A 12,822-nucleotide genomic window follows, 5' to 3' on the forward strand; every position below is an offset into this window, starting at 1 on the left:
CCATGATCCTGTCCCAGCTGTGGCGCCGTCGCTCCCGCGCCCTGGCGCTCGCCTCGGGCATCCTGGTCGCCGCCACCAGCTTCACCCTGCTCACCTCGACGGTCACCACCAGCCAGGCCCGCACGACCGGCCTGGTCGAGGACAGCTCCCGCTCCGCCTACGACATCCTGGTCCGCCCGCCGGGCGCCGGCACCGATCTCGAGAAGGAACAGGGCCTGGTCGAGGCCAACTTCCTGTCCGGCATCTTCGGCGGCATCACCCTCGGCCAGTACGAACGCATCAAGTCCCTCGCCGGGGTCGAGACGGCCGCCCCGGTCGCCAACATCGGCTACCTGATGGTGCAGAGCACGGTCCCGGTCGACGTCTCCGCCTTCCGCGACAGCGACGCGCCCGCCCAACTCCTGCGCCTCACACCGACGTTGAAGGCCGGACTCGGCAGCTACCCGATGGCCGACCAGTACGTCTACCTCACCCGCAACCCCATCGTCACGTACGAGAAGTGGAACGAGGCCGACAACACCTGGCCCGACCTCCAGCACGAGATCGCCGGCGACAAGAAGTACGCGGTGTGCTGGTTCTACAACGAGGACAAGAGGGGGGAAACCTTCGACAACCTGGGTGAGCGGCTGCCCCAGCCGCTGTTCGACTGGAACCCCGTTCCCAAGACGGCTTTCACCCCCGACGCCCGCTCCCAGATGACCTGCGTACCGGGGGACGGCAAGGCCACGGCGCAGATCCCGGTCGCCTACCCGGTGCTCCTGTCGGCGATCGACCCGGTCGCCGAGGACCGGCTGGTCGGTCTGGGCGGCGCCGTCACCTCCGGCCGGATGCTCACCAAAAAGGACAAGCCCTTCTGGGGGCCCGACGCCTTCGACCTGAACCCGGTGGAGTCCGAACGGCAGCACGATTACCAGGTCCCTGTCATTCTCAGCAGCCGCACCCTCACCGCCGGCACCCTGAACGCGACCGTCCAGCGGCTCGACGTCGACGATCCCGCCGCCCTGCCCGCCAAGCTGGCCAGCGCTCAGGCTCACGACTACGTCAACGGCCTGCACGCCGACGCCGTCGGCGAGGTGACCGCCGACCTCGCCACCGGCTTCGGCGCCGTCAGGGACGCCGACAGCCTGGTGGCGGACCTCTACTGGACCGTCGGACCCGTCGACTACCGCGCCACGAAGGACGGGCTCACCGTACGAACCCGGCCCGCCCAGCCGCCCGGCCTGTGGAATTCACTCCTCGGGGACGACCTGACGCAGAACGTCCCCGAGGAGAACACCGGTACCCAGTTCCGCGAGGTGACCCCCCATGCCTCGACGGACTGCCTGGCCTTCCAGACGTGCGAGGGCAAGGACGCCGGACGCGGTCCCACACCGGTCCTGAACATCGTCGGCCGCTACGACACCGACAAGCTGCGCGGCTTCTCGACCCTCTCCCAGGTCCCTCTGGAGACCTACCGGTCCCCGCAGGTCACCGGCACCGACGCGGCCTCCCGGGCCGCCCTCGGCAACCAGCCGCTGCGCCCCGACCGCAACCTCGGCGGCTACCTCAGCCCGCCGCCCACCCTGCTCACCACCCTCGACTCGCTCTCCGTCATCACGCACAGCCGCAGAAAGCCCACCGCCCAGGAGAAGGCACCCGTCAGCGCCATCCGCATCCGGGTGGCCGGAGTGACCGGGGTCGACCCCGCCTCCCGCGCCCGGGTCAACTCCGTCGCCGGACAGATCCGCACCGCCTACCCGAAGCTCCAGGTGGACGTCACCGTCGGCAGTTCGCCCGCCCCGCAGACCGTGACCCTGCAAAGGGACGTCAAGGTCACCGAGTACTGGGTCGCCCAGGGCGTCGCCCTGCGGATCCTGCGGGCCGTGGACACCAAGAGCGCGGTGCTGTTCGGGCTGGTCCTGGTGGTCTGCGGACTCTTCCTCGCCCAGGCCGCCCTGGCCTCCGTACGCTCACGCCGCACCGAGATCGGCACCCTGCGCTGCGTCGGCTGGAGCGCGCCGGAGATCCTCCGGCTGATCCTCGGTGAACTGGCGGTGATCGGACTCGGCGCGGGCACGCTCGGCGCCCTCCTCGCCTACGCCCTGGGTGCCCTGCTCGGCCTGCCCACCTCGGCGGCTAAGGCGGCCCTCGTGCTGCCCGTCGCCCTGCTGCTCGCGCTGTCCGCGGGCGTGCTGCCCGCCTGGCGGGCGACCCGCGTACAGCCGCTGGACGCGGTCACACCCCCGGTGACCGGCACCCGCCGGGCGGTCGCCGTCCGCTCGGTCGTCGGCCTCGCGCTGCGCAACCTGCTGCGCGCCCCCGGCCGTACCGTGCTGGGCGCGGCCGGTCTGGCGCTCGGCGTGGCCGCGTTCACCGTGCTGCTCTCCCTCACCCTCGCCTTCCGCGGCGAGGTGGCCGGCTCACTTCTCGGCAACGCCGTCGTCGCCCAGGCCCGTACCGCCGACTACCTCAGCGTCGCCCTGTCACTGCTGCTCGGCGCGGCCGGCGCCGTGGACGTCCTGGTCCTCTCCCAGCGGGAGCGGGCCGCCGACCTCGCCGTACTGAGCGCCACCGGCTGGTCGCGGCGGGAACTCGGCAGGCTCGCCCTGTACGAGGGCGCCGGCCTCGCCCTGCTGGGCGGCCTGACCGGCGCCGTCGCCGGACTCTCCACGGTCCTGATGATCGGTCAGGGACTCTGGGAGGGACGGCTGTTGACGATGAGCGGTGCCGCCCTGCTGGCGACCCTGGCCGGGGTCGGCCTGGTCTGCGGCGTCCTCTCCTTTCCCATCCGGGCCATGTCCCGTATCGCCCCGGCCCAGCTGCTGGCGAGGGAATGAGCGGCCATCAGCAGGGCTTGCGCCACACTCCCGGCTGCCGTCTCTTCCGCATCGACGACGGCTCCAGCCACCGGGACCCGGCGCGGAAGCTGTTCAGCGCGCGGCCGCAGGGCGAGTAACGGTCCGAGCTGATCGACGATCCGTGCAGCAGCCGACTTGAACGTGGTCCGCCGTCAGGTGGGCCCGCTGTGCCGACTCCTGGAGCCGGGACCGCCACCCCGGGCGCCCGGCCGTCGGCTGCTGCACCGCTCCGGCGGCTACCTGGTCGACGTAGGGGAGGAATCATGACGTTCGGCCGGCGGCCTGAGGACACCGTGAGGCTGGCGGCGCTGAGGAGAGCGTCGCCGGTCAAGGCGGGTGGCCGCCTGCCGAGGATGCCGGCCCTGAGCCGTTCCCGGCTGGCTCGGCCGGCTCCCGCCTGGGCATCGAACCACGGCCGCAGGTGGTCGGCACGCCACTGGTGGTAGAGCGTCGTCAGGTCATGGTCCGTCAGGTCGTCGCGGGCGACCCAGCGGGCGGCTCCAGCTCCTGGGCATTGCCTGCTCGCGGTGCCCGTGATTGCTCATCATTCCCTGCGGTTTCCCGCTAGATCGGTCTCGCGAGGGGGCACGCCGACCCGTTCGATGCGAGCTTGTGACGGGACGGTCGCTGAGGTGACTTCGGTCGGTCAGCTTGCTGTCGGGCTCTGCGGGACCTTCGCTCGCATGAACCCGTGGCTCCGCTCCACTTTCGCCACATGCAGCGTGTAGCTCTCGTACCACTCGACTTGCCCGCGCTTTTGCGCCGCGCGGTGCTCGGCGTTGCTCCGCCACTCCGTGAGGGCGTCGGCGTCACGGAAGTACCCGACGGTGATGGACAGCCCACCAGGAGTGTGCGCCTGGTCCATCCCCAGGAACCCAGGGACGTCCTTCACCAGGTCTTCCATGCGTGCGGCGGTCTCGCTGTAGCCGCTCTGGTCCTGGGTTCGCACCGCAGTGAAGACAGCCACGTAGTAGGGGGGTTCATAGGCCTCGACGGGCGTGACAGGCGCTTCGGAGTGATTGCTCATGGCGCCACTGTAAGGCGGGGTGCGCCCTCGACACGGGCGTAGCGGGCGATGGTCTTCGACAGCTGCTTATCGTCTTGAACGCCCAGGGGCGGAACGAGTGAGAGCCAAGCTGAACGGATCAGCCGGCCCCTCTAGGCCGTCCACCCCGGGACCGTGGGCAGCACCTTTTCCGCGACGCGCAGCAGCGTCGCGTCGTCGGGCGGTACGGAGTCCTGGCGCCAGATGGCGATCTCGTAGGAGCCGCCGCCGTCCTTCGGGTCCTGGGCGATCACCAGGCTGCGGGCGATGTGGCCGGGAGCGCCGTCGGCCTTGCCGCCGCCGAGATTGAAGCGGAAGGCAATGGTCCGGTTCGAGTAGAGGACCGCCGGGCGCCCGAGGACCGTCCGCTCCCTCGCGTTGCCGCCCAGGAGGCCGGCCATCCCGGTGACCGGGAGGTCGTCGTAGGACGCCGAGAGCTGCACGGAGTACGTCGTCAGCGTGACGTCCGCCTCGGGGGTGGGCACGTCGCCACTGGCGAGCGAGAACGAGTTGTCACCGCTTCCGACCGACTTCGCCTCCTCCCCCGGCGTGCCGAGCAGCGTCGGCAGGTCCGGGCGGTTCAGCACGGTGCAGAGCTGGCCTCCGGAGAGATACTTCGCGTTCTTGCGCGTGTCCTTCGTGTCCTTCGTGGACTGCGTGGGCTTCGACGTCGAGCAGGCGGGGCCCGCGGCGTCAGCCCCGGAGGTCTTCTGTAGCGCCCAAAGTCCCCCCGCCAGGGCCGCTGCTACCACGACTGCCGAGATGACCTGAGCCCACGCGTTCGGGCCCTTCTCGGCCACGGCGACTTCCTCGGCCATGTCACCCATTACCCCCGGTACCCCCTGGTCCCCAGCGCGCGCCGGACGCGCGCCGGGGGAGCCTAACGGGTGATCGGGTCACGGGGAAGCAAGTTTCCTGGCAGCCGGTTCACCTTCCCGACGATTGCGGCTCAGGGGCGGTTCAGACCCCACGTCTGCAGGGCGTAGGGCCGCCCCTTCTCCTCGCCCGTGATCAGCGGCACGTCGAGCAGTCTGAAGCCCGCTTTGGTGGCCACGGCGACGCTGGCGGCGTTCTCGGCCTCCAGCTCGAGGATCACCTGCCCCGCGCCCAGCTGCTCGAAGGCATACGCGGCCATCACCCGAACCGCCCGGGCCGCCAGCCCCTGGCCGCGGTGCGCCGGGCCGACCGCGTAGCCGAGTTCCGTGCCCTCGGGGGCACGCCGCAGCATCACCTCGCCGAGCGGTACGCCGCCGTCGAGGGTGATGGCGAGCAGGATGGTCCTGCCCTCCGCCCGCAATGTCCGAGCCCGGTCCAGCCGTGCGCGGGCGGCCGCTTCGTCGAAGGGGGAGACGAGCGGTGTCCAGTACGCGATGTCGGGGTGGTCAAACAGCTCCGGCATCGTGGCCAAGTCTGCCTCCGTCCAGTCGCGGAGGACGAGACCCTCCTCCGAGAGCTCGATCCGCTCGGGAAAGGACGACGTGGTGCTGCTCATGGTGGGTGACCTCCCTGGCCTGTTCAGGACGAGGCAGGATAACCGGGGGCAGGCAAAGGCTCACCACTGTTTTCCGAGGACTCTCACACCCCGACCGGGCACTGGGGGCGACCATCAGCATGGTGACGAAGCCGTGCTCGAAGAAGCTTTACGAGGTCGCACGGGAAGGTTCACGGGGCAACCGGACAGGGAGCAGCCGTACGACAAGGAGCGTCCACGCCATGGGTACCGCCGTCCACGTCCCACAGACCCGGGACATGATCGGAGACGAGCTCTCAGGAGACGAGGCGTTCACCGCCTTGCGCCACTACGGGGGGCTGCGGCTGCTGGCCGACTCCTTCGCACGGTTCCGTTACGCGGACGGCTTCACCAACGCGCGGGCCCTCGCCTTCCAGGTGGTGCTCGGGCTGGTTCCGTGCACGGTGGCGCTCGTCGGGCTGGCCACGTCGGTGCACACCGAGGGCCTGGGCCGCATCATCGAGTTCACGCTCGGCCGGATCGTGCCCGGTGCCAGCGCGGAGATCGTCGAGGACGCCTTCGAAGGGACGCGGCGCACGGCTCACGGCGATGTCTGGAGCACGCTCGCCCTGTGGCTCGGTCTGGGCTTCGCGCTGTTGAACCTCGCCTCGGCCATGGGCCAGATCGAGCGCGGTGCCAACCGTATCTACGGCATCGAGCGCGATCGTCCCTTCCCGCGCAAGTACGCGCGGGCGATCGTTCTCGCACTCGCCGCCGGTCTGCCCTTGGTGCTGGGGTTCGTCGTACTCGTCGCCGGCGAGGCCGTGGGCGACGCGGTGGCGGACTCCGCCGGTGGGGAGGGCAGCGGGCCGCAATGGTGGGCTGTCCTCGACATCCCCGTGGGGCTCGCGCTGGCCTGGGTGGCCTCCGCCGTGATCTTCCGTTGGTCGCCCCGCCGCGTCCAGCCCGGCTACACCTGGCTTGCCTTCGGCTCGGCCGTGCACCTCCTGCTGTGGGTGTCGGCCACATGGCTGCTCGCGCTGTACGTCGAGGAGAGCGGTGCCTTCGGCGCCGTGTACGGACCGCTCACCGCCTTCATCGCCCTGCTGTTGTGGGCCAACCTCACCGCCGTGGCACTCTTCCTCGGCATCGCGTTCGCCGCGCAGCTGGAAGCGGCCCGCGCCGGCATCGGCTCAGCTGTCCAGCCAGACCCCGGACCAGGTGCGTGAGGCCGGACGACAGCCAAGGCCGCCGACGCGTCGTCAGCCGCCCGCCTCGGCAGTCACCGTCGCGGGATCCACCCCGGTCAGTTCGGCGATGCGGTGCGGTGGCACGCCGGCGGCCAGCGCGCGTCCGATCAGGCCGTCCCGGCCTTCCGCACAGTCGCGGTAGGCGAGCAGCTCCTCCTCGACCCGGGCAAGCGGCTCCGGTGCCATCCGGTGGCGGACCCGGCTCAGTTCCTCGTCGCTCAGCGGGACGGGCAGCCGTTCCGCTCCCTCCGGGATGGCCGCTGTCTCCTCCGGTGGCAGCAGGCGCAGATACGGGGAGGCCGGCGTGCTTCCGTAAGCATCCAGCCACGCGCGTACCGCCGGAGTCTCCATGCACGCGAGATCACCGACGGCGGCGGGGGCCACGCCGAGCGGCGCTGACGCATCGTCAAGCAGGAACAGGTAGGCGTCGTCGGTCATCCTCGGCTCCTTCTCAACGGGGGCTGATCGACGTCCCATTACCCCGCCGCACCCGGATTATCGCCCGCTCACCATGCCGAGGAGGTCTGACGGATTCCGCAGTCCCAGGGCCTGCTGGACGGACCTCCACACCCGGTGTGATCGGCGGGTGACGCAAGACCAGGACGGAGCTCTGGGGTGCAGGTGTTCCCGGCACGTCGCGGAGCCAGTCGAGCTGCGTTCGGCTGAAGTGCCCATACCCCTTGCCGGGCACGAGTGAGTCGAACGTGATGAAGCGGCGGCCGTCGACCAGGCTCACGGCGGCCCGCTCTGCCTCAGCGAACGCGATCACGGTGTCGGCCCGGTCGCTGCCGTCCGGATCGAGATGACCGCTGCCCAGTACCTTGGTGAACGCCTGCCGTTCATCGTGGTTGCCGGTGCTGCAAGAACTCAGCACTCTGAAAAGGAGCCCTGAGTCAGTTTCGGGTGTTGTAGCGTGACAAGGCATCTGTGCAGTACCCACGTTGCGCGGCATGCTCCTTCACGTGCCCTCCAACGCTCTTGCACGGGACGGGTGTGAGGAGGTCTTCTGGTGTTTCCCCGAGCCGAGCGTCACGCTCCCGCCACGACAGACCTCTTCTCTACGCCGCGGCGCAGCGTCAGATGTCATGTGTGTCCACATCGAGGAGGCGTCGGTGATCGGAAGGGGCACGCGGTTGTTCGCGGGTGCCATGGCCGTGGTCTGCTTGGTGCTCGTCGGCCCCAGTGCATCGAGCAGTGCCCTCTTCGTCAGGCCACTGCCTGTCGATGCCGTCAGGGATGTCGTACCGAACCGGGTCATGACGTGGAACATCTGCAACCCCTGCGGGGAAAGCAACGCTGACCGGGCAGCGGAGATCGCCACGTATGCGCCCCAGGTGATAGGCCTGCAAGAAGCATGCGTGCGTGACGTCGAGAGGATCCGGGATTATCTGGAGAGCCTTTACGGGCTGGTTTACCACGTCGAGTACGGGATGGTTCTTCGGAATTGGGGCCGTTGCGGGGGAGCGCCGTGGAGTCCGGGAGCCTTCGGCCAGGCGGTCCTCTCGGCGGCACCGATGACAGACCGCGTCAGCGTGGAATACCCCGACGGCGGGTCCGAGGACCGTGGGTACATGGCAGTCACCACCGTGGTGGGCGACCGGCCCGTCCGGGTCTTCAACACTCACCTCGCCCAGCGGCGTCAGGAAGCAGTCCGAGCAGACCAGACGGGCGTACTGGCCGCGGAGGTCGCCCGGCAGGACCGCGCGATCGTTCTCGGTGACTTCAACGCCGTGCCCGGCGCTGCTGAACTCGCCCGGATATGGGCGCTGGCCGCGGATACAGACCCCCAGTGTCATCCCTCGTCTGTCGGCACCTGCAAGCCGACCACCGACTGGGACCGCAAGTTCGACTACGTCTTCCTGCGAGGCATCGCCGCGCTCACGCACCGCGTGCAGCCCACCCCGTACTCAGACCACCACCTGCTGTACACCGACCTGGACCCAACGTAAAGCGCTTCCGCGACCGCTGGCACCTCGGAGCCAGTTGGAACGGGCCACCGCGTGATCACCAAGGTTTGTCCGGACTCATGACGAGCATGCGGTGGCCGCAGGTTCACAGAGCGGATGCTGCCCGTTGGCGGGTGATGTCGGGCCGGAGCGTGGCCCGGATCGCGGGCCGGTTCGAGGCGGGTGGAGGCGCAGGCGACGGCCCGGACCTTCGTGCTCAGACTGCAGTTCCTCCTGTGAGCGGGTGGTGGGATGGTGCCGAGACGGGAGCACAGCAGCGTCTTTCCGCCCGCGTACAACGGCAACTGCGCCCGCCGGTGGCGGGGTTCGTGTTCGTTCGATGGGCCAGGTGCTGGTGTGTCAGGTCGAGTGTTTGTCGGCGATCAGCCGTGTCTGGCAGGGCGGTTCGCGGTGGGCCCGGCGGTCTTGCCGGGAAACGGGCGAGCTGGGTTTCACTGCGGGAGGGGGGCAGGGGTGACGGTGGTGGTGGCCAGGGCTGTGGAGTTGTCGTCAGTGTTTCTGTGGTGGTGCGGTGCTGTGGCGTGGCACGAGTCGGGTGGGGACGAGCGTGGTGCCGTGCTCTGGCGGGTCCTGGCGTATTTTGCTGAGTATTTTCTCGACGCAGCGTCGTCCTACTTCGGTGAAGTCCTGGTGGATGGTGGTGAGGGGTGGCAGGAAGGAGGCGGCTTCGGGGATGTCGTCGAACCCGACGACGCTGACGTCGTCGGGAACTCTTTGGCCGCGTTCGTGCAGGGCGCGCAGCAGGCCCAGTGCCATCTGGTCGTTGGCGGCGAACACTGCTGTGCAGTCCGGCTGGCCGGCGAGGTGGAGACCGGCCCGGTAGCCGGACTGCGCCGACCAGTCACCGCGTACCAGGGGGGGTGGGACGAGGCCGGCCTCGGTGAGGGTGGTGCGCCAGGCGTTGGCGCGGCGCTGGGCCGCGAAGGAGTCCTCCGGGCCGGCCAGGTGCCACACCGTGGCGTGGCCGAGGTCCAGCAGATGCCGTACGGCGTCACGTGCTCCGCCTGCCTGGTCGGTGTCGACCACGGTGTAGCGGTCGCCGGCGTCGGAGTCGGCCACCACGACCTGGACGCCGGGCGGCAGCGAGACGGTCGCCGCGTCGAGCAGGTGGGTCTCCATGATGACGATGACGGCGTCCACGGCGAGTTCTCCCAGCCGGGAGAAGGCGCCGTTCACCTCGTCCTGGGTGGGCACGGCGACGGGCAGGAGCGTGACGGCGTAACCCTCCGCGGCGGCGGAGGTGGCGATCGCGTCAAGGGTGCGGATGTTGCCCATGGTGGACAGGGAGAAGGTGATCACGCCGAGGGTGCGGAACTCGCCGCGTTTGAGTGCCCGCGCGGCGCTGTTGGGCCGGTAGCCCAACTCCCGCATCGCGGCCAGAACCTGGGCGCGGGTCTGCTCGGTCACGCCGGGGAAGCCGTTGGAGACGCGCGAGACCGTCTGGGAGGAGACGCCGGCGAGGTGGGCGACGTCGGCCATGGAGGGGCCCTGCCGGGGGCGCGCGGCGCGTCTTGTCGTACGGCTTCCCGCGCGGCCCGTTCCCGCCGGCGTGCTGTCACGGTCAGCGCTTCCCGCGCGGCCCGTTGCCGCTTGCGCCCTGTCACGGTCAGCTGTGTCCATCTTGTCCCCCCAGGTTCCCCGGCCGTGCGGTGCTCGTTCGGTACGACTCCTTGACCGCCGAGATTCGGACAGTGTAGACATCGCGCCTGGGATGTTTACGTAAACATTACCGCCCAAGAACCATACGAGAGCGCATCGAAACGCACCAAACCGCATCATGCGGGCCCCGATCTTTCGTGTCTCGCCGGGACGCGCGGCACACAGAAGAGCTGGAGTACTGGAGATGGCACACCGCACCCGCACGAGACGGCTCCTCGGAGCCATCGGCATCACCGCCCTCGCGACCGGGACCGTCATGGCCACCACGTCGCTGCCGGCCGCGTACGCCGGGACGACGGCCGCTGCGGCCTCGGTCACCGTCCGGCCCGACCCCTCCTATCAGCAGGAGAAGTTCGAGGGCTGGGGCACCAGCCTGGTGTGGTTCGCCAACGCCACCGGCGACTACCCGCCCGCGATACGGGAGAAGCTCGCCAAACTCCTCTTCGGGGACGACGGCCTCGCCCTGAACATCGCCCGCTACAACATCGGCGGCGGCAACGCCCCGGACGTCAAGGACTACCTCCGCCCCGGCGGAGCGGTCGAGGGCTGGTGGAAGGCCCCGGCGGGCACCACCCGCCAGGACGTCGACTGGTGGAACGCCGACGACCCCGCCGACTGGAACAAGAACGCCGACGCCACCCAGCGCTGGTGGGTGGACCGCATCAAGAAGGACATCACCCACTGGGAGGCGTTCAGCAACTCGCCGCCCTGGTTCATGACCAACAGCGGCTACGTCTCCGGCAACTTCGACGCGAACGCCGACCAGCTGAAGACCGACTCCGTCGACGACTTCGCCAAGTACCTGGTGGGCGCCACCGAGCGGCTGGAGAAGGCGCACGGCATCAAGGTCGACACCCTGGACCCGTTCAACGAGCCGAACACCGGCTACTGGGGCACCAAGCTCGGAGCGGACGGCCAGCCGACCGGCGGCCGTCAGGAAGGGGCCCACATCGGTCCCGAGCTCCAGCAGAAGGTGATCCGCGCGCTGGGCCCGACCCTGGAGAAGTCCCGGACGAACGCGGAGATCTCCGCGATGGACGAGACCAACCCCGGCATCTTCGCCAACAACTGGAACTCCTACCCCCAGGACGTGCGCGACCTCGTCGGCCAGATGAACGTCCACACCTACGGCACCAGCCAGCGCACCACCGTGCGCGACCTGGCCAAGGCGGCCGACAAGCCGCTGTGGATGAGCGAGGTCGAGGGCGACTGGGGCGACGGCCAGAGCTTCACGGACATGCGGCCCGGCCTCGGCCTGGCCCAGCGCATGGTCGACGACCTGCGGGAACTGGAGCCCCGCGCCTGGGTGTTCTGGCAGCCCGTCGAGGACTACGACAACATGAAGCCCGGCGGCGAGTCCGCGAAGGGCGGCAACTGGGGCGAGATCCAGCTTCCGTTCAGCTGCACCTCCAAGGACACCCTCGAAACGTGTCCCATCCACACCAACACCAAGTTCGACACCGCCCGCAACTTCACCCACTACATCAAGCCCGGCGACCGGCTGATCAAGACCGACGACACCTCCAGCACCGCCGCGCTCTCCCAGAAGGGCGACCGGGCGACCGTCGTCCACGTCAACAGCACCACCGCGGCCCGTGACGTCACGCTCGACCTGTCGAAGTTCGGCAGGGTCTCCAAGAACGCCACCGTCACTCCGGTGGTGACCAGCGCCGACGGCAAGCTCGCCCGGCAGAAGGCCGTGCCCGTCACCGGCAAGCAGGCCACCATCACCGTGCCCGCCCAGTCCGTGACCTCCTTCCTCGTCAAGGGCGTCTCCGGCGTCGCGAAGGACGCGGCGGAGCTGCAGGAGGGCCACACCTACCGGCTGACCGGCGTCCAGAGCGGCAAGGACCTCACCGTCGCCGCCGACGGCAAGGGCCTCGTCATCAAGTCCGCCGACGCGGCCGACCCCAGCGCTCAGCAGTGGCAGCCGGACCGGATCGGCCGGGGCACGGACAACCGGACGCGGTACGCCTTCACCACCGCCGGGGGAGAGAAGCGCCTGGCGGTCCGCGACGGCGCCCTGGTGGCCGAGCCTGCCGAGGGCCGCCCCGACACGGCCGCCCAGTGGATCATGTCGACGACCGGCGACGGCACCTGGACCCTTGTCAACGCCGCCACCGGCCAGCTCCCGGACGTCTCCGGCCAGTCCACGAACGACGGCGCGGGCGTCGGGGTGTGGTGGCCGAACTCCGGCTCCAACCAGCGCTGGAAGGTGACCGGCGTGACGGGCGCCGCCGCGCGGGACGACGACGGTTCACGGACCGGGTAACTCATCGGCCCGGTGGCCCACGCCAACGAAACCCCAGGTCGCTGACCTGGGGTTTCGTCATGCGCGGACGGCGATACAGGGGGCGGTGACACAGGCCCTGCCGCAGTGCCCCTGGTCCCGCACCCCTGCCCAGCGGGGTCACCGCGCCGCGCACATGGCCCGCGCCGGCCAGGAACGCCACCGCGTCGGCCATCCCGTCGGGGTGGACCGGGCGGCCGGCCGGGGTGCGGGTGAGGAGGTTGCGGTGGTGCTGCTGGGTGAGGGAGCGGGTCGTGTCCGTCTGGGTGAGGCCGGGAGTTGAGGAGTTGAGGACGATACGGCCGCGGGCCTGCTCGAGCACCC

The 12,822-nt window shown here is 69.9% G+C and carries 10 protein-coding genes; 4 read left to right on the forward strand and 6 right to left on the reverse strand.

The window, feature by feature from the left end; translation table 11 throughout:
• Positions 1-2 precede the first annotated feature (2 nt).
• Positions 3-2,816, forward strand: a complete 2,814-nt coding sequence (locus ACFYWX_RS31780) for an FtsX-like permease family protein (RefSeq protein ID WP_389428107.1) — start codon at positions 3-5, stop codon at positions 2,814-2,816.
• A 667-nt stretch (positions 2,817-3,483) separates the two neighbouring features.
• On the opposite strand, the gene ACFYWX_RS31785 is transcribed toward ACFYWX_RS31780, so the two are convergent.
• From ACFYWX_RS31785 to ACFYWX_RS31795, 3 genes are all read right to left on the reverse strand, one after another.
• Positions 3,484-3,864: an antibiotic biosynthesis monooxygenase family protein gene (locus ACFYWX_RS31785; protein WP_389427994.1), complete on the reverse strand. Its 381-nt coding sequence runs from the start codon at positions 3,862-3,864 to the stop codon at positions 3,484-3,486.
• 131 nt (positions 3,865-3,995) lie between these two features.
• Positions 3,996-4,700, reverse strand: coding sequence for a DUF6215 domain-containing protein (locus ACFYWX_RS31790; RefSeq protein WP_389427996.1), 705 nt, complete (start codon positions 4,698-4,700; stop codon positions 3,996-3,998).
• Positions 4,701-4,831: 131 nt separating this feature from the next.
• A complete protein-coding gene (locus tag ACFYWX_RS31795; RefSeq protein ID WP_389427998.1) occupies positions 4,832-5,374 on the reverse strand; it encodes a GNAT family N-acetyltransferase in 543 nt (180 codons plus the stop codon).
• A 221-nt stretch (positions 5,375-5,595) separates the two neighbouring features.
• Between ACFYWX_RS31795 and ACFYWX_RS31800 the strand changes: the two genes are divergently transcribed.
• The gene (locus tag ACFYWX_RS31800) at positions 5,596-6,561 is read left to right on the forward strand and encodes a YihY/virulence factor BrkB family protein (protein WP_389428000.1); all 966 of its coding nucleotides are present in this window, start codon (positions 5,596-5,598) and stop codon (positions 6,559-6,561) included.
• A 33-nt stretch (positions 6,562-6,594) separates the two neighbouring features.
• On the opposite strand, the gene ACFYWX_RS31805 is transcribed toward ACFYWX_RS31800, so the two are convergent.
• The gene (locus ACFYWX_RS31805) at positions 6,595-7,020 is read right to left on the reverse strand and encodes a DUF6003 family protein (RefSeq protein WP_389428002.1); all 426 of its coding nucleotides are present in this window, start codon (positions 7,018-7,020) and stop codon (positions 6,595-6,597) included.
• 647 nt (positions 7,021-7,667) lie between these two features.
• Between ACFYWX_RS31805 and ACFYWX_RS31810 the strand changes: the two genes are divergently transcribed.
• Positions 7,668-8,531 (forward strand): endonuclease/exonuclease/phosphatase family protein, encoded by an 864-nt coding sequence (locus ACFYWX_RS31810; RefSeq protein WP_389428108.1) that lies wholly within the window; start codon positions 7,668-7,670, stop codon positions 8,529-8,531.
• A 507-nt stretch (positions 8,532-9,038) separates the two neighbouring features.
• Here ACFYWX_RS31810 and ACFYWX_RS31815 read toward each other — a convergent pair.
• The gene (locus ACFYWX_RS31815) at positions 9,039-10,028 is read right to left on the reverse strand and encodes a LacI family DNA-binding transcriptional regulator (RefSeq protein WP_389428004.1); all 990 of its coding nucleotides are present in this window, start codon (positions 10,026-10,028) and stop codon (positions 9,039-9,041) included.
• 364 nt (positions 10,029-10,392) lie between these two features.
• On the opposite strand from ACFYWX_RS31815, the gene ACFYWX_RS31820 reads away from it, so the two are divergent.
• Positions 10,393-12,480 carry an RICIN domain-containing protein gene (locus tag ACFYWX_RS31820; protein ID WP_389428006.1) on the forward strand — a complete coding sequence of 696 codons (2,088 nt, stop codon included), beginning with the start codon at positions 10,393-10,395 and terminating at the stop codon, positions 12,478-12,480.
• A 1-nt stretch (position 12,481) separates the two neighbouring features.
• Here ACFYWX_RS31820 and ACFYWX_RS31825 read toward each other — a convergent pair whose 3' ends face one another.
• Positions 12,482-12,820, reverse strand: a complete 339-nt coding sequence (locus ACFYWX_RS31825) for a hypothetical protein (protein ID WP_389428008.1) — start codon at positions 12,818-12,820, stop codon at positions 12,482-12,484.
• Positions 12,821-12,822: the final 2 nt, after the last annotated feature.

Source organism: Streptomyces sp. NPDC002888, assembly GCF_042888465.1.
Taxonomy (GTDB): domain Bacteria; phylum Actinomycetota; class Actinomycetes; order Streptomycetales; family Streptomycetaceae; genus Streptomyces.